The 19,646-nt window shown below is 69.2% G+C and carries 19 protein-coding genes; 9 read left to right on the top strand and 10 right to left on the bottom strand.

Going from position 1 to position 19,646, the window contains the following annotated elements:
- The first annotated feature begins 48 nt into the window (after window positions 1-48).
- From QHF83_RS40705 to QHF83_RS40695, 3 genes are read left to right on the top strand one after another with little or no spacing between them, the layout of a single operon-like run.
- Entirely contained in the window at window positions 49-1,752 is a 1,704-nt protein-coding gene (locus tag QHF83_RS40705; RefSeq protein WP_282423479.1) for a glycosyltransferase family 39 protein, read from the top strand.
- Window positions 1,749-2,555, top strand: a complete 807-nt coding sequence (locus QHF83_RS40700) for an ABC transporter ATP-binding protein (RefSeq protein ID WP_282423478.1) — start codon at window positions 1,749-1,751, stop codon at window positions 2,553-2,555. Before QHF83_RS40705 ends, QHF83_RS40700 begins: the two co-directional genes overlap by 4 nt.
- On the top strand, window positions 2,552-3,328 hold the full coding sequence (locus QHF83_RS40695) for an ABC transporter permease (protein WP_282423477.1): 777 nt from the start codon (window positions 2,552-2,554) through the stop codon (window positions 3,326-3,328). The genes QHF83_RS40700 and QHF83_RS40695 overlap by 4 nt, the downstream gene beginning before the upstream one ends.
- A gap of 3 nt (window positions 3,329-3,331) precedes the next feature.
- Here the strand turns inward: QHF83_RS40695 and QHF83_RS40690 are convergent, their stop codons facing one another.
- Complete coding sequence (locus QHF83_RS40690; protein ID WP_282423476.1) at window positions 3,332-4,012, bottom strand: YdeI/OmpD-associated family protein; 681 nt, start codon at window positions 4,010-4,012, stop codon at window positions 3,332-3,334.
- Between the two features lie 109 nt (window positions 4,013-4,121).
- Between QHF83_RS40690 and QHF83_RS40685 the strand changes: the two genes are divergently transcribed.
- Window positions 4,122-4,409, top strand: a complete 288-nt coding sequence (locus tag QHF83_RS40685; RefSeq protein WP_282423475.1) for an antibiotic biosynthesis monooxygenase — start codon at window positions 4,122-4,124, stop codon at window positions 4,407-4,409.
- Between the two features lie 353 nt (window positions 4,410-4,762).
- On the opposite strand, the gene QHF83_RS40680 is transcribed toward QHF83_RS40685, so the two are convergent.
- Window positions 4,763-6,343 (bottom strand): tetratricopeptide repeat protein, encoded by a 1,581-nt coding sequence (locus QHF83_RS40680; protein ID WP_282423474.1) that lies wholly within the window; start codon window positions 6,341-6,343, stop codon window positions 4,763-4,765.
- A gap of 138 nt (window positions 6,344-6,481) precedes the next feature.
- On the opposite strand from QHF83_RS40680, the gene QHF83_RS40675 reads away from it, so the two are divergent.
- The 4 genes from QHF83_RS40675 to QHF83_RS40660 all read left to right on the top strand — a co-directional run bounded on the left by QHF83_RS40675 (window position 6,482) and on the right by QHF83_RS40660 (window position 10,575).
- Window positions 6,482-7,663: a tetratricopeptide repeat protein gene (locus tag QHF83_RS40675; RefSeq protein WP_282423473.1), complete on the top strand. Its 1,182-nt coding sequence runs from the start codon at window positions 6,482-6,484 to the stop codon at window positions 7,661-7,663.
- A gap of 38 nt (window positions 7,664-7,701) precedes the next feature.
- Window positions 7,702-8,535, top strand: a complete 834-nt coding sequence (locus tag QHF83_RS40670) for an SDR family NAD(P)-dependent oxidoreductase (RefSeq protein ID WP_282423472.1) — start codon at window positions 7,702-7,704, stop codon at window positions 8,533-8,535.
- Window positions 8,536-8,960: 425 nt separating this feature from the next.
- The gene (locus tag QHF83_RS40665; protein WP_282423471.1) at window positions 8,961-10,010 is read left to right on the top strand and encodes a glycosyltransferase family 4 protein; all 1,050 of its coding nucleotides are present in this window, start codon (window positions 8,961-8,963) and stop codon (window positions 10,008-10,010) included.
- Between the two features lie 154 nt (window positions 10,011-10,164).
- Complete coding sequence (locus QHF83_RS40660) at window positions 10,165-10,575, top strand: AgmX/PglI C-terminal domain-containing protein (protein WP_282423470.1); 411 nt, start codon at window positions 10,165-10,167, stop codon at window positions 10,573-10,575.
- Here QHF83_RS40660 and QHF83_RS40655 read toward each other — a convergent pair.
- Complete coding sequence (locus QHF83_RS40655) at window positions 10,565-11,308, bottom strand: Sir2 family NAD-dependent protein deacetylase (RefSeq protein WP_282423469.1); 744 nt, start codon at window positions 11,306-11,308, stop codon at window positions 10,565-10,567. The two genes, QHF83_RS40660 and QHF83_RS40655, sit on opposite strands and share 11 nt — an antisense overlap.
- 34 nt (window positions 11,309-11,342) lie before the next feature.
- Window positions 11,343-11,948 (bottom strand): hypothetical protein, encoded by a 606-nt coding sequence (locus tag QHF83_RS40650; protein WP_282423468.1) that lies wholly within the window; start codon window positions 11,946-11,948, stop codon window positions 11,343-11,345.
- 164 nt (window positions 11,949-12,112) lie between these two features.
- Between QHF83_RS40650 and QHF83_RS40645 the strand changes: the two genes are divergently transcribed.
- Window positions 12,113-12,238, top strand: a complete 126-nt coding sequence (locus QHF83_RS40645) for a hypothetical protein (RefSeq protein ID WP_282423467.1) — start codon at window positions 12,113-12,115, stop codon at window positions 12,236-12,238.
- Window positions 12,239-12,241: 3 nt separating this feature from the next.
- On the opposite strand, the gene QHF83_RS40640 is transcribed toward QHF83_RS40645, so the two are convergent.
- The 6 genes from QHF83_RS40640 to QHF83_RS40615 form a co-directional block, all read right to left on the bottom strand.
- Window positions 12,242-13,153, bottom strand: a complete 912-nt coding sequence (locus tag QHF83_RS40640; protein ID WP_282423466.1) for an alpha/beta hydrolase — start codon at window positions 13,151-13,153, stop codon at window positions 12,242-12,244.
- Between the two features lie 116 nt (window positions 13,154-13,269).
- Window positions 13,270-13,467 carry a ferredoxin gene (locus QHF83_RS40635; protein WP_348980515.1) on the bottom strand — a complete coding sequence of 66 codons (198 nt, stop codon included), beginning with the start codon at window positions 13,465-13,467 and terminating at the stop codon, window positions 13,270-13,272.
- 41 nt (window positions 13,468-13,508) lie between these two features.
- The gene (locus QHF83_RS40630) at window positions 13,509-14,159 is read right to left on the bottom strand and encodes a helix-turn-helix domain-containing protein (RefSeq protein ID WP_282423464.1); all 651 of its coding nucleotides are present in this window, start codon (window positions 14,157-14,159) and stop codon (window positions 13,509-13,511) included.
- Window positions 14,160-14,161: 2 nt separating this feature from the next.
- Window positions 14,162-15,376, bottom strand: a complete 1,215-nt coding sequence (locus QHF83_RS40625) for a cytochrome P450 (RefSeq protein WP_282423463.1) — start codon at window positions 15,374-15,376, stop codon at window positions 14,162-14,164.
- 441 nt (window positions 15,377-15,817) lie between these two features.
- Complete coding sequence (locus tag QHF83_RS40620) at window positions 15,818-18,571, bottom strand: beta-propeller fold lactonase family protein (protein ID WP_282423462.1); 2,754 nt, start codon at window positions 18,569-18,571, stop codon at window positions 15,818-15,820.
- On the bottom strand, window positions 18,571-19,560 hold the full coding sequence (locus QHF83_RS40615) for an STAS domain-containing protein (protein ID WP_282423461.1): 990 nt from the start codon (window positions 19,558-19,560) through the stop codon (window positions 18,571-18,573). Before QHF83_RS40615 ends, QHF83_RS40620 begins: the two co-directional genes overlap by 1 nt.
- Between the last annotated feature and the right edge of the window lie 86 nt (window positions 19,561-19,646).

Below are 19,646 nucleotides of genomic sequence, written 5' to 3'. Positions count from 1 at the left end.
CCCAAATTGGTTGGAGCCTCCGCCGGTTCCGACTAGAACGTCGCTCCGGTGACACTCGCTGCCGACGAACCGGAAGCCGCCCCCGAGCGGGCCACGCCGCCCCCCGCGTCCGCGAACCCGACGCGCCTCGCGACCCACGCAGAGCGCGCGCTCGTCGCCCTGTGCCTCGGGATCATGGCGGTCTTGTTCCTCGACATGCTCACGTTCGGCCACGGACGCGACCAGGGCATCTACACCCTCGTCGCGCGCGCCGTGGTCGAAGGCGGCATGCCTTACCGCGACGCCTGGGACTTCAAGCCCCCCGGCATCTTCCTGATCTACGCCCTCGCCCGGCTCCTCTTCGGCTCGGCCGAGTGGGGCATCCGCGTGCTCGAGATCGTCGGCCTGTCGCTCATGTCGTTCGGCATGGTCCGGCTGACGCGCAGGTTCTGGGGCAGCGGCCTCATCGGCCTCGTGGCCGCGACGATCGCCGTCTTCATCCACGCGCAGCTCGAGTTCTGGCACACGGCGCAGCCCGAATCGTTCGGCGGCATGCTCACGATCGCCGCGCTGCTCTGCGTCCCGGGCCTCGGCCCGTCGGGGCTGCCCTCGCACGCGGCGACGAAGGCGCGCTCGTATCTCGCCGCCGGGTTCCTCTTCGGGTTCGCCTTCCTCCTCAAGCCGCCGCTCGTGGGCGGCGCCGCGATCCTCGCGCTCCTGCCCGCGTGGTGGGATACGGACGCCGAACAGCCCACGATCGAGCGCCTCAAAGTCGCCGCGCGGAACCTGGTCCGCCCCTCGCTCCTCCTCGCGGCGGGCGGGGCGATCCCGCTCGCGCTCTGCATTGCGTGGTTCGCCGCGCGCGGCGCGCTCGGGGACCTCTACCGTGTCCTCTTCGTCTTCACGCCCCATTACACGGCGCTCGGCTGGCACGGCGCGACCCTCACGGGGATGCTGTATTACGCGTTCACCGAGTGGCTTCAGCAATACGGCAGCGTCCCGACCGTGGGATTGCTCCTCGCGCTCGGCTTCGGCGTCGGCGCGAAGGAGCGCCCGCTCGTCCTGCTCGCGCTCGGCATCGTGGTCATCCACCTCGTCGGCGTGGCCATGCAGGGGAAGTTCTTCCCGTACCATTACGGCGCCACGTGGCCGCTCACCGCGCTCGCGGCCGCGCTCGGGTATCACGCGGCCTTCCAGTGGGCGCGGGCGCGCGGCGCCCTCGGCCTCGCGGCCTTCGTCCTGTTCGTCCTGTTCGTCCCGTTCGGCCGATCGGCGACGAAAGACGTCCCCGGCTCGTTCCTCGTGCGCTCGCAGAAGCGCCTCGCCATCGCGGCCGAGGGATTCCGCGACCAGCGCGGGCTCGACGAGCTGAACAGCCTCTGCGACGTGAACATCGTGGCGCTGCGCGAGGTCGCGAATCTCCTTCGCCAGGAGGTCCCCGCGAATCGCCCCATCTTCGTCTGGGGCTTCGTGCCGAATCTCTACGACATGGCCGAGCGCGCCTCCTCGACGCGGTACATCTACGACATCCCGCAGCGCGTGCCCTGGGCCAAGGAAGAGCACCGGCGCATTCTCATGGAGGATCTCCGGAGCAAGCCGCCCGCCGCGGTCGTGGTGCAGCATTACGACGTCGTCGCCATGGTCACGGGAGACGGAATGGGCTCGGCCGACGCGCTCACGAGCTTCCCGGAGCTCCAGGCGCTCCTCGAGAATCGATACACACTCGTCCGGACGATCGACGGATTCGACGTCTACCGGGAAATCGCCCCATGACGGCCCTGGTCCTCGAACCCGGAATCGCAGAGGAGGCGGCCCCTCCGGGCGGCGTGCGGATCGTCGTCGAGCGCGCGCGGCGCGTCTTCGCCGGCAGCGGCGTGGTGCTCGACGGGCTCGACCTCGACGTCGCCGCCGGCACGTTCGTCGCCCTGCTCGGCCCCTCCGGTTGCGGCAAGTCCACGCTCCTGCGCCTCGTCGCCGGCCTCGACCAGGCCGACGGGGGCTCGGTTCAGCTCGTCTCGCCGGACGGCGCCGCGCGGCCGCGCATCGCCTACGTCTTTCAGGACGCCCACCTCCTGCCCTGGCGCAACGTGCTCGACAACGCGGCCTTGCCGCTCGAGCTGTCGGGCGTCCCTCGCGACGAGCGGCGCGCGCAGGCGCTCGCCGCGCTCCAGCAGGTCGGGCTCGGCGACGCGGCGGCGCGGTATCCGGCGGAGCTCTCGGGCGGCATGAAGATGCGCGTCTCGCTCGCACGCGCCCTCGTCACGCGCCCGAGCATCCTCCTGCTCGACGAGCCGTTCGCCGCCCTCGACGAGCTCACGCGCCAGAGGCTCGACGATCAGCTCCGCGCGCTCTGGCTCGACCTCGGCATGACCGTCCTCTTCGTCACGCATTCGAACGCCGAGGCCGCCTACCTCGCCGAGCGTTGCATCGTCTTCTCCCGCCGCCCGGCGCGTATCCTGCTCGACACCCCGATCGAGTTGCCCCGCGAGCGCCACGCCTCCCTGCGCAGCGATCCCCGCTTCGCCCGCGTGCTCGGCCCGCTCCAGGACGCGCTGCTCGCCGGAGAGGCGCCATGAAAAGGTCCCTCGCCGCCGCGGCCCCGCCGGTTCTTTCGCTCGTGCTCATGCTCGGCGCCTGGGAGGTGCTCGTGCGGGTCCTCGCGGTGCCGGTGTATCTCCTGCCCCCGCCGAGCCAGATCGCCGCCGCGTTCGCCGCCGACGCGACGACGCTGGCGCTCGCGACCTTGACCACGGCGAAGAGCGCGCTCCTCGGATTCGCGCTGTCCGGCGTGATCGGGGTCCTCGTGGCCGTCGCGCTCTCCGCCTCGCGCTTACTCGAGCGCGCGTTCTACCCGTACGCCGTCTTCCTGCAGACGGTCCCGATCGTGGCCATCGCGCCGCTGCTCGTGCTGTGGTTCGGGCCGGGCGAGCGCGCGGTCAGCGTATCGGCGTTCATCGTGAGCGTGTTTCCGGTCGTGGCGAACGCGCTCTCCGGGCTGCGATCCGTGGAGCCGGCGCTGCGTGATCTCTTCCGCCTCTACGGCGCGGGCAAGCTCCGCACGCTCGTGCTCTTGAGCTTGCCCTCGTCCCTGCCGAGCATCGTCACGGGCCTGCGTATCGCGGGCGGGCTCGCGGTGATCGGGGCCATCGTGGGTGAATTCGTGGCGGGTTTCGCCGAGGGGACGCCCGGGCTCGGCATCCTGATCATGAGCGCGCCGCGGCAGCTCCGGACCGATCTGCTCTTCGCAGCCGTCCTCTGCGCCTCGGCGCTCGGGCTCGGTTTGTTCGGCGCGACGAACCTGGGCGGCTGGCTCTTGCTCCGGCGATGGCATCCGTCGGAGAAGAGCTGAGTCTCACCGCGCGTACTTGGCGTTCCGGTCCTTGACGCCGGCCGCCAGCATCTCGACCGCCGACGTGATCCGGCGCGCGCGTGTCTCGGGCTTCTTCGCCTCCTCGATCCAGCCGACGTACTCCTTGCGATGCGAGGGCGCGAGCGAGTCCCAGGTGATGCTCGCCGCGCCACTCTTCGCGAGCGCCGCCGCCAGATCCGCAGGCGCCGGCACGTGCGCCGCCTTCTTCGAGGCGCCCGCGCTCTTCTTCATCGCGCCCGGCGCCGCAGCCGAGTTCGCCTTGCGCGCGACGGTGGCCTCAGGCTTGAAGCGCAGCGCCGACCACGTCTCGTCGATCGCGACCTGCGCGACGCCGCCCCAGCCCGCCTCGTCGATGACGTTCCAGCCGACGTCCCGCGTGAGGTCCGTCTCGACCTTCGAGCTCTTCTTCGGGTAGGCGATCCAGAGGACGCCGCCATCACGGACCGCAGAGATCGCCTTCGATCCGCCCTTCTCGAGCTCCTTCACCTTCTCGACGAAAAAAAGTACGACGTCAAACGACCCACGCGCCGTCCTGGAGACGCTCGCGCCCTCGGGCAAAGGTTCGAGCAGCTCCGCGCGGCCGTTCGGAGCGCCCAGGACAAGGACGCGCGTGCTCGGTTTGATCTGGAGTTTCTTGGAGAGCAAGCTCTGGGAGGTGGTCATGGCAAACGCTCGCGCGCCCATGCTACCGGCATTTCCGCGTCCGGGGTGGAACGCGGTTTGCCCCGACCGTGCTCGCGCCACACGCGCTCCGCCTCGAAGGAGTCACCTCATGTACGTCGTGGTCAACACCATCCAGGCCCCCGAGCACGAGCTTTCACGCATCAAGCGGGCCTTCCGCGACACGGCGCACGACCTCGACCAGTTCGAAGGTTTCCTCGGCATCGAGCTCTGGCAAGACGACGGCGCCCTACTCGCCGTCTCCCGCTGGGCCACACGCGAAGCCTTCCTCGCCTACCCACGCTCCGAACTGTTCCGCAAGCACCACAAGGGACTACGCGGCGAGAAGGCAATGACCGCCGCGCAGATCAAGATGTACGAGGCCGAAGCGATCGCCTGAAGCGAACATCCGCGCCGAGGTGTTGCGCCGGGGCGCTGCCCCGGACCCCGCGGGGGCTGTTCGCCCCTCGACCCGAACCAGGGCAAGCCCTGGACTCGTGGTGGAAGAACTGCGCTCCGCGCAGTTCTTCCAACGGGCCCGTTGGAAGACCAGGGACAGCGTTGCCCGTCGAACGGTCAGCGCGGCTGGCTTGGTTGGCAGGGTCGTCGCCAGTCTTGACTCGGCCTGTTCGATGAACTGCGCATCGCGCAGTTCATCGACCCTGGGTCCAGCGCTTGCGCTGGTCCGGGTCCAGGGGCGGATAGCCCCGGTGGGGCCTGGGGCAAAGCCCCAGCGCAGCGGCTTCTGGGGGCTCACTCCCGCGGCGATGGCGGCAACGACTTCAGCGTGAGGCGGCGGATCTGCTCGCGTACGATCGGATCGTGCGGGCGCATCTCGCGTGCTCGTTCGAAGAGCAGACGTGCGCGTGCTGGTTTGTCTGCTTCGCCTTCCCAGCGTGCGGCGAACTCGATGAGTCGCTCGAAGCGCAGCGTGTCGCTCGGCAGCGCTGCGATCAGGCGTTCCTCGGCGCTCATCACGCCGCGCCAGTCGCGCTCCGACGCGCAGAGCTGGAGCAGCGATTCGAGTGCGGGGAGGTGCCCTGGCCGGAGTGCGAGAGCCTTCTCGAAGTCCGAGATTGCGTCCTCGGGCTGGCCGTGCCGCGAGCGGAGCTCGCCGATGCGCACGTACATCTCGGCGCGCGAGTGCGGATCGCCGCCGGGCCCGAGCACCGACAGCGCCTTGCGGAACGCGGTGATCGCGCCGTTCACTTCGCCCTGCGACGCGAGCAGCTCGCCTTCGACGGTGTAGCGCGCGAACGGAGAGATCTCGCGGCCTGAGATCGGGCTCGAGATCGGCCCGTCCGTCCCGCGGATCGACGTGCTGCCTCCGCTTGGCATCGGCGGCGGCGGCGGCAGCGAGGCGCCTGGTGGCGCGGCGAGCGGACGCGCGAGCGGGATGACACGCGGGATGCTGCCCCAGTCCTCGCTTTCGCCGGTCCAGGTGAGATCGACGTCGGTCGGTGGCGGCGGCGGGCGGAACGTGCGCGGCGGGCGCGGCAGCGCGAACGAGACCTCGGCGTCGCGCAGCGCTGGCACCGGGGCGGGCGGCGGCGGCATCACGGCGGGCGGCGGCGGCGCGGGTGGGATCACGGGCGGCGGCGCGGGCGTCACGCTGCGCGGCAGCACGTCGAGGCGCGGCGCCGGCATCGTCGAGGTCGAGTCGCGCCGGCCTGGTTTGCCAGGGGCGAGCTCGAAGCTCACCTTTGCCCGCGCGTGGTGCAGGCAAGGCACCGACTCGCGCAGCTTGCTCGCGAGCCGATCGAACAGGCCACGCGAGGTCAAGGCCCGCCCGTTCGGCAGCGCGTCGAGCTCGGCGACGATCGCCTGCGCGAGCGGCAGGCCCGCGGCGTCGGCCGTGCGCGGGCGCGCGCCGAGGACGAGCTCGATGCCGCTCACCGTCGGATCGATCGCGGCTTCGGCTGCGCGCACGAGCACCTCGGCGCGCGTGGGATCGAGGCCGAGCTTCGCGTCGACGAGCTCGAGCACGACGAGCTTCGGTCCGGGCGCGCCGTCGCGCAGCACGGCTGCGACGTCCGCGAGCGCGTCGCCGACGGTGGGGTTCTGCGGATCGAGGGACAGGAAGAGCTCGCCGTCGATGGAGAGCAGCGCGGGGCACGCCACGTAGAGCATCACGGGGTCGCGGAAGCTCGGCCCGCGCTCGGCGAGCAAGGCTTCGATCTGCTCGGCCAGGTCGCGGCCGGGATCGGCCTCCACGACCTCGAACGCGGCATCCTCGCGACCGAGGCGGCTTCTGAGCTGCCCTGCGCCCGTAGCCGCAAGGGACGCGCTCGTGGCGCCTTCCTGCGCAGAAATCGCGGTGATCAAGAGTCGCATCGGGCCCGTGTCCTCGGGGTTGGTCGCTGTAGGCGGCGAATTTACCAGGGATCGGCTCGGATCTCTCGATTTCAAAGAGAGCACGGGAACGGCGGCCTCGGAGGCGCGGGCGCTGGTAAGATGGCCGCGAGTCCGGTCATGCACCACGCCGTCGAGCTCTTCGTGTCCTCCGCCCCCGGGGATCAGGTGATCCGCGAGGAGCTCTGCGCGCGGCTCGCAGCCTTCGTCGACGCCGGGATCGTGCGGGAATCCGTGCCGGCGGCCCCCCCGACGGACACGCGCGCCCTCCTCCACACGGCCGACGTGATCTTGGTGCTCGTGAGCCCCGAGGCCCTCACGTCCGGCTCGCTCGTGGAGGCAATCCTACGCGAGGGGCTCACGATGGAGCGTAACAAGCGGGCCGTGGTGATCCCGCTCCGCGCCCGCGCGGGTGCCCCGGAGGAAGCGGGCCTGCTTGCGGATCGCACCCTCTACCCGCGTGATGGCCGCGCCCTCGACGAGGCCGAGCACCGCGACGAGATCTTCCGCGAGGCCATTGCCGGCGTGCTCACGGGCGTCACCCTCTGCCACGTCATGGTCGGAGACTACCTGCTCGACGACGAGCGCGAGGCCGCGGCCGCGGCCGCCTTTCAGCGCGGGATGACGCTCGCCGAGCGCCTCGCCGGGGACGCGCCCGACGATCAGGATCACCGCTCCCTCCTCGCGATCACGCGTGACCGCTACGCCGACGCGCTGCTCGCCGCCGGCGATGGCCCCGGCGCGCTCGCGGCGTACAAGGAGGCCCTCGTCGTGCGTGATCGGCTGGCGCGCGACGCGCCGGACGACGTCACCCGCCGCGGCGCGCTCGCGCGCTGTCACGAGAGCATCGGCGAGGTGCTGCGCGCGATGGGCGAGAAGCCGGAGGCGCTCGCGGCCTATCGCGCCTGTCTCGCGCTGCGCGAGGACCTCGCCGAGTCCACGTACGACGACGAGGCGCGGCGTGACCTCTACGCGACGTACGGCCGCATCGGCCACGTCCTCCGCGCGATGGGGGATTCGCGCGGCGCGCTCGAAGCGTTCCGCACCGGCCTCAAGCTCGCCGCGCGGCTCGCGGCCGAGCAGCCGGACATGGCGGCGATCCAGGGAGATCACGCGCTCTTCTGCTTCCGCGCGGCCACGGTGCTCGCGGAGGGCACGTCGGCCGAACGGCTGGAGGCGCGCTCGTTCTTGCGCCGCGCGCTCGCGATTTACCGCGTCCTCGAAGAACGAGAGCTCCTCACGGAGGCGCAGGCGATCTGGCCGCCGGCCGTGGAGGCGCTGCTCACCACGCTCGGCACATGACTTGACGCCCACGCGCCGGGGCGCTTCCGTCGATGCCCATGAGCAGCGGGCGTTTTGCAGGCAAGGTTGTCCTCGTGACGGGGGCGGGCAGCGGCATCGGGCGGGCGACGGCGCTCGCGTTCGCGAAGGAGGGCGCGGACCTCGTGCTCTGCGACGTCAACGAGGCGACGCTCGACGAGGCCGCCGCCGCCGTGCGCGCGCAGGGCCGGAGCGTGCTGGCGCGCAAGGTCGACGTGTCGAGCGCCGCGGCCATGCAGAGCTTCGCGGACGAGGTGCACGCCGCGTTTCCTGCGGTCGACGTGCTCGTCAACAACGCCGGCGTCGCGATCACGGGCGGCCTGCGCGACACCACGCTCGACGACTGGAACTGGGTGATGGGCATCAACGTGATGGGCGTCGTGCACGGCTGTCACTTCTTCGTGCCGCGCATGATCGATCGCGGCCGAGGCGGCCACGTCGTCAACATCGCCTCGGCCGCAGGCATCGCGGGCAGCCGCCTGCTCGTCGCGTACTCCACGACGAAGTTCGCCGTCGTCGGCTTCTCCGAGTCGCTGCGCGCCGACCTGCGCCGCCACCGCATCGGCGTCACCGCGATCTGCCCCGGGTTCATCCGGACGAACATCAACGAGATGAGCCGCCGCCGCGGCCGCTGGGCCGAGCCCGCAGCGGTGGAGCGCTCGCGCCGCTTGATGGAGCGCGGCGCCTCGCCGGATCTCGTGGCCGAGAAGATCATGGACGCCGTCGAGCGCAACCAGGGCCTCGTCCCCGTGACGAAGGAGGCGCACCTCATTTACGCGCTCAAACGTTCGTCGCCGAATCTCCTCGCCGCGGTCTGGCGTCGCCTCGAAGCCTGGCAAGCGCCCGAGCTCTGAGGACGGGTCTCTTCTTGGGGCCGCCGCGCCGGGGCGCTGCCCCGGACCCCGCGGGGGCTGTCCGCCCCTCGACCCGGACCAGGGCAAGCCCTGGACTCGGGGTGGAAGAACTGCGCGATGCGCAGTTCTTCCAACGGGCCCGTGGGAAGGCGTTGCCGCTTGAAACGGCAGGGCTGCTGTCTCGAGTGGCAGGTCGCTCGCCCGTCTTTTCTCGACCTGTTCGATGAACTGCGCATCGCGCAGTTCATCGACCCTGGGTCCAGCGCTTGCGCTGGTCCGGGTCCAGGGGCGGATAGCCCCTGGTCGGGCCTGGGGCGAAGCCCCAGCGCAGCGGCCCCCAGACGAAACCACGCTGGCACGCCACGTGTAGCGTTGGCCTCTCGCGCGCGAGCGGGGGCGAATGCGCGCGGGAGGCACGGTCAGTCATGCGCATCGCGATGATCTCGACTCCATTCATCCGCATGCCGCCCATCGGCTACGGCGGGACCGAGCTCTTCTGCTACGAGCTCGCCGAAGAACTCGAAACACGCGGCCACGCGGTCACGGTCTTCACGACGGGCGACTCCGTCACCAGCTGCCGCAAGCGCGCGCTCTACCATCGCCCCGTCTGGCCTCCCACGGCCGCCGACGAGCTCAACCACGTCGCCTGGGCGTTCGCGGAGATCGCGCGCAGCCACTTCGACGTCGTCCACCTCAACAGCCCGCTCGGCGTCACGCTCTCTGCGTTCGTGCGTGTGCCGATCGTGTACACGATGCACCATCACCGCGAAGAATCCTTCTCCCGGATCTTCGCCTCGCACCCGCAGGTCTCCTACGTGGCGATCAGCCAGCGCCAGCTCGACCTCGAGGTCCCGCTGCTCCGCGCGCGCGTCATCCACCACGGCGTCTCGGCGAGCCGGTACCCGCCGAGCCTCCACGACCACGGCTACCTCGCGCACATCGGACGCTTCTGCGAGGAGAAAGGCACGCACCTCGCGGTCGACGTCGCGCGCCTCGCGGACATGCCCATCCACCTCGGCGGCCGTACTCACCCGCAGGATCGAGCGTTCTTCGAGGAGCACATCGCGCCGCTGCTCGACCTCCCGGGCGTCGTCGACCATGGAGAAGTCGACCACGAGCAGAAAGTTCGGCTGCTGTCGGGTGCACGCGCGCTCGTCTGTCCTCTCCTCTGGGAGGAGCCGTTCGGCCTCATCGCCGTCGAGGCCATGCTCTGTGGCACGCCCGTGATCGGCTTCGCGCGCGGATCCTTCCCGGAGATCGTCGACGAGGGCGTCACCGGCTTCCTCGTCCCCCCGGACGACCTCGAGGCCCTCGCCCGTGTCGCTCGTTCGCCCGAACTCGCGCGCTTCGACCGGGCCCGGTGCGCGAGCCGCGCCCGCGACCGCTTCACCACCTCGGTCATGGCGACCGCGTACGAGTCCGCCTACCGCCGTGCCGCCGGGGGCGGAAGCGCGGCGCGCGCGCGTGTCGCTTGAGTGGTACGTTCCCGGTGGACAACGAGGCGCATCTCGACTGAAGTCGGAAGCCATGCGCTGGTTCGTCACTCCAATCGTTTGCGTCGTCCTCGCGGGCTGCGGGGCGACGCCACCTGCGGGCGGGTCGGGGCCGAACGAGCCCACGACTGGGCCCGTGACCACGGGAGAACAAGCATCCTCCGAAGCGAAGCCGGCGGAAGCGAGCCCGGCGGAGGGCACATCGAAGGCCCCGGACCCGGACACCGTCCCGCTCTCGGGCACGCTCACGAACGAGCAGATCCAGACGGCGGTGAACGAGAACGTGAAGGCGTTCGACGGCTGTTACTCGCTCGGCGTGGACAAGGAAGGCAAGCTCGCCGGCACGGTCACGATCCAAGCGACCGTCGGTCCGCTCGGCACGGTGAACGAGGCGAGCGTGAAGAACTCGACCGTGAAGAACCCGAAGGTCGAGGACTGCGTGCGCAAGGCCTTCAAGACGGTCAAGTTCCCGCGCCCGGCCGGCGGCGGAACGGTGATGATCACCTACCCGATGACGTTCGGCGGCGAGACCGTCATCAAGAAGTGAGCGGGTCCGCGCCGAGCAGCGCGGGCAAGACGTCCTCGGCGCGCCCGAGGACGACGTCGTCGAAGTAAGGGTTCGGCGGCGAAGGCGGCTCGAGGTTCACGAGGATCGTGCGCGCGCCGGCGTAGTCCGCCTCGCGCACGTACGCCGCCGCGGGGAACACGACGCCGCTCGTGCCCGCGGCGACGAACAGCTGGCATGCGCGCAGCGCCTCCTTGGCGGCGCGTTCGTCCGCGGGATCGAGGTACTCGTCGAAGAGCACGATGTCGTGGCGGAGCTTCGCGCCGCATCGCGGGCAAGGCGGCGGTTCGTCCACGCGCGCCGAGGGATCGGGCGCGGGGATCCGCGCGGCGCAACGTTCCTCGGGACAACGCAGCCGGAAGAGGGAGCCGTGGATCTCGACGACATGCGGCGCGCCGGCGCGCTGGTGCAAGCCGTCGACGTTCTGCGTGATCACCACGACGTGGCCTTCGGGCCGGGCGCGCGCGAAGGCGGCGATCGCGTGGTGCGCGGCGTTCGGCTGGGCGGCGGCGGCGAGCGCGGCGAAGTGTCGATGCGCGCGAAAGCAGCCGATCGGATCCCGCGCGAGGGCCTCGGCGGTGGCCCACGCAGCGACATCCACCTCGTTCCAGAGCCCGCCGGGCCCGCGGTACGGCCGGAGGCCCGAGGCGACGGAGATGCCCGCGCCGGTCAGGAAGGTGATGCGTGCGTCGACGGGCAGCGCGAGGGGGTGCACGAAGGCGAGTCTATCGCCCGGCCGGCGTCCGTCATCAGCAAGGACAGCCGGAGAGATTGGCCACGCACGTGCACATGACCGGGCAATGCGGGGCCGCGAGCGTGAGGTTCACGGCGCGACCGTCGATCGTCGCCTCGACACGCGCCTCGAGCGTCGACGCATCGACCTGCGTGACGATCACCTCGCCGCTCGCCGCGATCAGATCTTCCTTGCCAGCCGCCGAGAAGCGCCGCGTGCGCACCACGGCGACGCAGCTCCCGTCGTGCGGGACAGGCGGGAGATCGGGCCCGGGGTTGATCTTGCAGGTCCCGGGGAGCTCGCCCAGGAGCTCCACCTTCAGGAAGGAGACCGGCGTGCCATTCTCCTCGAGCACGTTCTCCACCTCGAGGAAGTACGAGCATGAATCCGGCTCCGCGAATCCAATGATCGAATACCCGTCGGGCTTCTCCGCTTGCTCGATGTAAATCCCCCCAAAGGCGGACGATGCGACGCAGAGCTCCCCCTCCTCTGCCACCGGCAGCGTCGCGCAGCCATCGGCCCCGCCCGCCCCGCCTTCCACGCCCTTTTCCGGCTCGCTCTCACAACCCATCACGATCGCGACTGCGATGATCGCAAGCCCAAGATGAGATTTCAATGCCATGCGCGCGCCGCTTTGCACGAGGCGTGCCCACGAGAAGACGGCGGTTTTTCCGAATCAAGACCACGGCCTCCCCCCTGACAGCGCTGTCCGTGCCCTGACGGTGCTGTCAGGGGCCCCCGGGTCCCCCTGGTAACCACGATTTGCCGAGGAGCATCCCGGGAAGCGTGCGCAAGGCGCCCGAGCCGAAGGAGGGCGAAGAGGAGGGCGGCTCGAACTTCGCGCTTGGATTTGCGCTCGATGAAAAGGGGAAGCTGCTGCCGGAATCGCTCCGGTGCGTCGCCGCGGGGTGACGATCAGGCGAGCGCGCGGCGCAGCGCCGCGATTTGACGTGCGAGAAACGTCTTCGAGACGTTCGCGCGCCGAAGCACATCGAAGCCGTGAAAGGCGCCGGAGACGATTTCGAGCTCGACGGCGATGCCGGCGGCCTCGAGTCGCTTCGCGTATTCGACGTCCTCGTCGTGGAAGAGGTCGAAGGTCCCCACGCCGATCCAGGTGGGCGGCAGGCCTGCGAGGGATTCGGCGCGCGCGGGCGCGGCGTATACCGGCACGTCCGCCCCGCCGGGCTCGCGTCCGAGATACGACGACCATCCGAAGCGGTTGCTCCCCTCGTTCCAGAGCCGATGATTCGTACCGTCAATGGTCTTGCCCACCGTCCGATCGTCGAGCATCGGATACACGAGGAGCTGGAATGCGACAGGGATCTCCTTCCGGTCGCGCGCGAGGAGCGTGAGCCCGGCCGCGAGCCCACCACCGGCGCTCGCGCCCCCAATGACGATGCGGTCCGCACGCACGCCGAGGGCCGCGGCATTCGCGTGGAGCCACGTGAGCGCCGCATACAGGTCGTCCATGGCGGCGGGAAAGGGATGCTCCGGCGCGAGGCGATACGACGGAGCGACGACGGTCATCCCGAGCTCACGCGCGAACGTCGTCGCCACCTCGTCGTCCTGCGCGGGCGAGCCCATGATGAAGCCGCCGCCGTGAATCCACAGCATCGCCGGCATAAGCTGCGTGACGCCTTCGGGCACGAAGACGCGCGCCGTCTGCGCCCCCGGAATGTCACGAAGGAACGCGCGCACGCTCGGCGTGCTACGCGGCGCGCCCGTGTCTCGGCCGAGCCGGCGCACGACCTTCAAAAGCCGAGGGCCGGCGGTGATGCGGGGCAAGATGCGCGCGACGAGGGCCAGGTCGGGATGGAAGGTGCTCATGGCGTTTCCTCGTTTACTTCATGATCGGCCCTCGGCGCCGGGAGCCGGAGCGTGAATGGCGAATCCCTCCGTGCAAGCGGGATCGCCATCCACGCCAAGGAAAAGGACGGGCGGCGTTACGCGCTCTCCTCCAGCCGCAGCGCCGCGCCCGGACAAACGGTGACCGCTTCCTGCACCGCCTTGTATTGATCCGGCGGCGGCGTCTCGTCGAGCAGCACCACGATCCCGTCGTCACGCTGATCGAAGACCTTCGGCGCGACCATCACGCACTGCCCCGCGCCACAGCATTTTTCGTATTCCACGAGCACGCGCATTCCCATGACGAACCTTCTTCCTTCGTTTTCTGTCCGAACGCTCATTTCGCCGGCGTGAACGGAGCCAGCCACAACCCGACGAGCGCGTCCACGAGCCCCACGCCCGCGGCCTCCCAGGAGGCGCGCGGCGTGGCGGTCCCCGCGGTGAGCGCCCGCTCCCGCTCTGCGCACATGTGCACGATGATCTGCCGGCTCATGTCGGCCCGCTCCTCGCGCACCTCCACGGGCAAGATCGGCAAGAGCCGCTCGAAGACCTTCGTCGTCTCCCGCATCGACGGCGAGGCGACCGTCTCGTCGTGCACCACCTTCCACAAGGCCGGATCCGTCGTCACCTGCGCGAGAAACCTCGCATACCAGCTCGCATTGCCCAGCGACGCGAGGTGCTCCGTGATCGGCAAAACGAGGCAAGCAAGCCCATCACGGAGCTCGAGTGAACCCTTGAACGTCGCCAGCATCTCCTCGCGCCGCCGCTCGATGGATGGGGCATGTCGACGCACGATCGCGAGCAGGAGGTCGGTCTTCGTCCCGAAGTGATACCCGACCGCGAAGTTGTTCGCCTGTCCGGCCGCCTCGCTCACCTGACGATTCGAGACCGCCGCCACGCCGTGCTCCGCAAAGAGCTTCTCCGCCGCGGCCAGGATGACCTCTCGCGTCTCGCTCCCGTGCGTCTGCCTCACCCTCGAGCCGGCCATGCTCACCAGCGTACCAGAACCTTCTCGATCCCGCCGACGAGAAGCCCCTCACGCCGCGGCAGTTCTTCCGGTTTCACCGCGAGATCGAGCGTCGGCAGCCGCTTGAGGAGCACCTGCAGCGTCGTTTGAAGCTCCGTCCGCGCGAGCGCCTGCCCCAGGCACGAATGCGCGCCCGCGCCGAAGGTGATGTGCGCGTTCGGCGTACGATCGAGCTTCATTTCGCTCGCGCCTTCGAAGAACGACTCGTCGCGGTTCGCCGAGGACATGCTGCAGATCACGGTCGTCCCGCGCGGGAGCGGCTGGCCCGCGACCTCGGTGTCCTCCGAGATGAACCGGGGCAAACCGAAGCCCATGTTCGCGTCGAAGCGCAGCGACTCCTCCACGGCCGTGCGAATGAGCGAAGGATTCTCGAGGAGCCGCTCCCAGCGGCTCCGATCCGAGAGGAGCATCGACATCATCTTCCCGATCATGTTCGAGGTCGTCTCGTGCCCGGCCACCAGGATGCCCTGGGCCGTCATCATCAGCTCGCGCTCGGTGAGCACGTCCTCCTTGTCGGTGGCCGTGATGAGCTCGCTCAAGAGATCTTCCCCGGGGTTCGCCCGCTTCGCGGCGATGTGGCCCATGAGGAATTGGGCAAACTCCATCTGGGCCCGGTTGACCTCCTCCTGCGTGAACTGCGTCATGGTGAGCATCGCATTGGACCAGTACGCGAGTTTGTCGCGGTCGGTCACGGCGATGCCGAGCAGATCGGCGATGACCCAGACGGGGAGCGGGAACGCGAAATCGCTCACGAGATCCGCGGGCGGGCCTTTTTTGACCATCTCGTCGACGAGGTGGTTGGCCATCGCCTCGATCTTCGTCTGGAGCGCCTGAATCCGCTTCACCGTGAACGCGCGGTTGATGAGCCGCCGCCACCTTTGATGCGATTCGCCGCCCGCCAAGGACGCCGCCTCGGGATTCTCGAAGACGCTACCTCCCTCGTTCGTCGTGATCCGCGCCGCGCCATCCTGCGCGAGGTTGCGCGAGAACCGCGGGTCCGAGAGAACCTGGCGGACATCGTTGTACCGCGTGAGCAACACCGCCTTGTCCCCACTCGGCAGCCGGACGTGGGCCACCGGGCACCCCTGCCGCAAACGATCCCACTCCGCGGGCGGCTCCAGAGCCGTCGGGGCACGGAGGGGATAATCCAAGACCTGATCGCTGCTTTCGCTGCTCATGGGAAGACAACCTCCGCGTCCAGGTCTAAGGCACTCGACTTAGGAAGTCAAGTGACTTAACGCGAGGCCAGCGCGGGGCGTTGCCCCGGACCCCAGAAGGGGACTGTCCGCCCCCTTCACCCCGGACCAGGCACGGCCTGGACCGAGGGCCGAGAAACCGCGCGATGCGCGGTTTCTCGGACGGGACAGGAGCAAGACCAGGGATCACGTTGCCAGCCGAGACAGCAGCGCTGCCTCAGGCTCGCGCAGGCACGTCGGCGCTGCGGTTTCGACGGGCAAGGTCGTCGCCGGTCTTGCCTCGGCCTGTTCGATGAACTGCGCATCGCGCAGTTCATCGACCCCGGGTCCAGCGCTTGCGCTGGTCCGGGTCCAGGGGTGGACAACCCCTGGTCGGGGCCCGGGGTGAAACCCCGGCGCGGCGCTACGCGGTAGCCGCCCCGCTCAAGGCGTGCTGCTGGGATCCGCCGGGTCGCTCCCTGCGTCGTGTTCGTCGCCGTCGCGGAAGCCGTCTTCGTCGCGGTCGAGACCCAGGCGCTCGCCTGAGCCGGGCGGCGTGCAGGTATAGGTCAGCGGCAGGTCGAGCAGGAAGGACACGAGGCGGAGCGTGGCGTCTGCCATCGGGGGAGAGCCCGCGCGATTGCCCGTGAACAGACCGCTGCCGGCGTACAGGTAGCCGACCTCGCTGCCGAGCAGGTGTCCCTTCACGACGAGATCACATTCCCCGGCCTCCGCGCGGCTGCGCAGCAGGTTGAGACGGGCGTGGACGGCCGCGTTGCTCGCGTGGGACAGCGTCACTTGTTGCCCGACGATCGGCGCCATGTTGGAATCGAATGCGAGCAGGAACGACTCGACCTGCCGGCGCAAAAGCTGGCCGCTCGGGCCGACCGGGAACCCCTCGGGGTTGAATTCGCTCTCGCCGAAGCCGAAATGCATGAATCGGAAGATGGTGTCGATCATGCCGTCGTGCAGATAGCCGAAGCCGCGCACCTGATCGCCCATGAAACCATTGTCGCCCGGCTCGATTCCGGGCGCCTCGGCCATCCCGAACATCCCGACCTTCTGGTAAAGGTTGCGGAAATGGGGGACCTTCATCGTCTGCGGCGTCCCCTCGAACGTGCTCAGGCCCGCGGTGCCGAAGAAACCTGGCGCTTCACTCCCCGGATTGCCCGAGGGATCGAGGGTGTGGCATCCCTCGCAGCTATGCGTGACGTCGGACAGGGGGCCGGTGAAGAACGCCTTTCCCGCTTGCTGGTCCGGCGTGAGGGAGTTGTCGAGGTTGCGGATCGGGTTCGGCGGATAGGTGATGCGCAGGACGAAATCTGTGAATGCGTCCATGTCCGCCTCGGATAGCTCGGCGTGGCGCCCGAGCAGCTCCACGAAGGCGGGGTTGAACTTCTTGAATGCCGCGACCTCGTCGAAGATCCCGCTGTCCGGCTGGACGGACGGCGCGTCGTTCCCGCCGGTGCGGTCGCCGCGCCAGTGCATCGGGCCGTGGTTTGCCATGCCGCGCAGGCTCTGCGTCGTCATGGGTCCCTTCAGCGGACGATAGTTGGGGTTTCCGGGATCCTCGACCAGGAAGGGCCCCGGGTTCGTGACGGTGACCGCGTCGGGGTTGCCCAGGTCCCAGGCCAGACTATCGAAATCGCCGAACACGTGGCAGCTCGCGCAGGACGAGTCTCCGTGGCTGGAAGAGAGTTTCGCGTCGTAGAGGAACCTCCGGCCATGGGTGATGCTGGGCGGCTCGGGGTTGTGCATCGACACGTGGGCCACCTCGGCGCGCGCAGCGGTGTCGATGATCGAGATTGCGTTGTCGAAGGAGGTCAGCGCATACAGGCGGCCGTTCGCCTGGTCGAGCACGAGCCCCGTGGGCCCGCCGCCCGAAACGGCGATATGGTCCGCCGCTGAAGGCGTGAACGTGTCGTTCTCCAGGGCCGTCGTATTGAAAATGCCGATCTTGCTGGAGCCCAGGGCGGCCACGTAGAGCGTCGCGCCGTTGCTGGTGATGGCCATGCCCTGCGGGAGCGCGAGGCTCCGCTCGTTCTCCGTATTGGGTAACGGCGCGCAGCAGGTCGCGTAATCGACGTGCTTGTTGAGGTGCCGCGGAGCCACGCCGCCCGGACCCAGCACCGTGATGCGGCTCTCGTGCAGGTGTCCTCGCAGCGTCTCGCCCGCATAGATCCCCGGGCCCTCGAACCGCTTGTCGTTCTGCGCGTCGGTGTTGGTGACGTAGACCTTCCCGCTCACCGGGTTGACGATCATGTTGTAGAGAATGGTGCCGACGCCGGTATGAAATCCCGACGAGCCCGCCAGTTGTGCCGGGGGATTGGCGAGGGCGTCGATGACGAAGACGTCCTTGTCGGGCAGCGAGAAGCGCACCTCGTCGTCCCAGGTGCGGCCGATCGAATCGACCCAGCTCACGCCGTTGTGCTTGACGATGATGCTGGTCTCGGGCTGCGGGAGGCCCTCGAAGTTCGTGTTGGGCGCGGCCACGCCGCCGGCCGATTCGCCTCCGTCGGGCACCAGGAGGTCGCTGACGACCGTGGTGCGGTTACCGGAGTGGAAGGCGGCCGCATATACCTTGGAGCCGTCGGGGGAGACGGCGAGCGCGCGCGGCGTATCGCTGAAGAGGGTCAGGATGGTGAGCGGCGTTCCGCCGAGGGGCGCGCCCAGTGCATTGGCATCGAATACCCAGACGTCGGCGCGGCCGACGCCGGGCGTGGCGAGCTGGGGATCGCTCGGGCGATTCTGGCCGCGGTGGGCCGTCGTGATGAACGCGCGCCGGCGGCCCGGCCCGCCAAAGACGATATCGCGAGGCTCGTCCCCCACGAGCAGCGTGCGCACCACCCGCCCGTGCGCCGGATCGCTCACGTCGACGACGCTGACGCTGTCCGAGAGGTGATTGACGACCCATACCTCGTCATCGCTCCTCGCCGCGACGGCGACGGGCTCGAGTCCCACGGGGACCGAGCCGATATGTGATAGGCCGCTCGTCTTGACGCGGAAGATCTCCAGGCGACCATCCGGGGTATTGACCGCGAAGAGGTGTTTGCCGTCGGCCGAGAGTGCGAGGGGACGCACTTGACCGCTTTCAAAAAGTGTGTACGACGGGGCGGCGTGGGCGAGGGTGGAGGCGGCGAGGGGGGCCGCGAGCCCGGCAATCGCGAGGGCTTTGCGCAGCAATCCAGATCCAATCATCACCTTTTCCTTGCGAGCGTCGAAAGGCGAGACCCGGCGCTGCGCCGGAGCGCGTGCTCGACTCCGCTCTGCAGCGTGCTACGGGTGACGAGGCCACGCAAATCGGTGCCAAGCTCGACGAGCGTGCGCGCGATTTCTGGCCGGATGCCGGTGAGCACGACCTCTGCTCCGAGGAGCGAAACGGCCTGCGCGGCCTGGAGCAGCCCATTGGCGACCTCCGCATCCACCACGGGGACGCCGGTCACGTCGAGGATGGCGACCGCCGCCCGATGCGCCGTCACCCCCTCGAGCAGCGTCTCGATGACCTGCTGCGCACGCTTACTGTTCACGTTACCGATGAGCGGCATGACCACCACACTCTCGGCGATAGGGATGAGCGGCGTCGACAGGGCACGCAGGGTCTCCTCCTGCATGCGAATGATCTCCTCCTGGAGGCGCACATTCTCGGCCTCGGCGCGCTGCGTCTGCTCGATGGCGTGCTTTGCCCGCTGCTGCGAGGTGACGTCGATGTTGAACTCGACCACGTACTCGGTACCGTCGTCGCCCTGGATGGGGATGTAGGTGGTCTCGGTCCATACCACGCGATCGTCGATGGTCGCCAAGGTGGCCCCCGAGGTATCGTAGGAAGTCGGCGGCATCGTGATGTTCGCGCGCTCGGCAGCCGCCCGCTCGAAATTGGCGACGAACCCCATCGAAATCGATGCCGGATCGGTCAGGATGTTGAACTTCCCGATGATCTCGTCCTTCACACCCCCGACGACGTCCAGTGAATTGCGGTTCATCGCAACCGACAGGCCATCCCGCCGATAGACGCCCAGACCCACGGGGATGGCATCGAAGATCTTGCGATACGGAACGCGGCGCTCGTGCTCGGTGAGGGTGTCCTCCAGCACCTCGCGCTCGGTGAGCGCACGCTCGAGCTCGTTCACCCGCGCGCGCAGGGCCGCGTTCTCGGCTCGTAGGGCTTCGTAGGTCGGCTCGTCGTTCACGCTCGTCCTCTCTCCGGCCAGCATTCTCGGTGGCACTGCATAGGGCCAGACTTCGGCAACGTACAGTATCCGAGATCAATGCTGGC

It is taken from the genome of Polyangium sp. 15x6 (genome assembly GCF_029960785.1).
In the GTDB taxonomy this organism is placed as follows: domain Bacteria; phylum Myxococcota_A; class Polyangia; order Polyangiales; family Polyangiaceae; genus Polyangium.
Note: the sequence above shows the minus strand (reverse complement) of the source record. Positions and strands in the feature narration are given on the sequence as shown.

What these genes read in the sequence shown, in the direction of transcription:
- QHF83_RS40620 (WP_282423462.1), bottom strand. Translation starts at nt 18,571, where the DNA reads ATGATTGGATCTGGATTGCTGCGCAAAGCCCTCGCGATTGCCGGGCTC.
- QHF83_RS40665 (WP_282423471.1), top strand. Translation starts at nt 8,961, where the DNA reads ATGCGCATCGCGATGATCTCGACTCCATTCATCCGCATGCCGCCCATC.
- QHF83_RS40685 (WP_282423475.1), top strand. Translation starts at nt 4,122, where the DNA reads ATGTACGTCGTGGTCAACACCATCCAGGCCCCCGAGCACGAGCTTTCA.
- QHF83_RS40690 (WP_282423476.1), bottom strand. Translation starts at nt 4,012, where the DNA reads ATGACCACCTCCCAGAGCTTGCTCTCCAAGAAACTCCAGATCAAACCG.
- QHF83_RS40625 (WP_282423463.1), bottom strand. Translation starts at nt 15,376, where the DNA reads ATGAGCAGCGAAAGCAGCGATCAGGTCTTGGATTATCCCCTCCGTGCC.
- QHF83_RS40700 (WP_282423478.1), top strand. Translation starts at nt 1,749, where the DNA reads ATGACGGCCCTGGTCCTCGAACCCGGAATCGCAGAGGAGGCGGCCCCT.
- QHF83_RS40635 (WP_348980515.1), bottom strand. Translation starts at nt 13,467, where the DNA reads ATGCGCGTGCTCGTGGAATACGAAAAATGCTGTGGCGCGGGGCAGTGC.
- QHF83_RS40695 (WP_282423477.1), top strand. Translation starts at nt 2,552, where the DNA reads ATGAAAAGGTCCCTCGCCGCCGCGGCCCCGCCGGTTCTTTCGCTCGTG.
- QHF83_RS40680 (WP_282423474.1), bottom strand. Translation starts at nt 6,343, where the DNA reads ATGCGACTCTTGATCACCGCGATTTCTGCGCAGGAAGGCGCCACGAGC.
- QHF83_RS40675 (WP_282423473.1), top strand. Translation starts at nt 6,482, where the DNA reads ATGCACCACGCCGTCGAGCTCTTCGTGTCCTCCGCCCCCGGGGATCAG.
- QHF83_RS40670 (WP_282423472.1), top strand. Translation starts at nt 7,702, where the DNA reads ATGAGCAGCGGGCGTTTTGCAGGCAAGGTTGTCCTCGTGACGGGGGCG.
- QHF83_RS40650 (WP_282423468.1), bottom strand. Translation starts at nt 11,948, where the DNA reads ATGGCATTGAAATCTCATCTTGGGCTTGCGATCATCGCAGTCGCGATC.
- QHF83_RS40640 (WP_282423466.1), bottom strand. Translation starts at nt 13,153, where the DNA reads ATGAGCACCTTCCATCCCGACCTGGCCCTCGTCGCGCGCATCTTGCCC.
- QHF83_RS40630 (WP_282423464.1), bottom strand. Translation starts at nt 14,159, where the DNA reads ATGGCCGGCTCGAGGGTGAGGCAGACGCACGGGAGCGAGACGCGAGAG.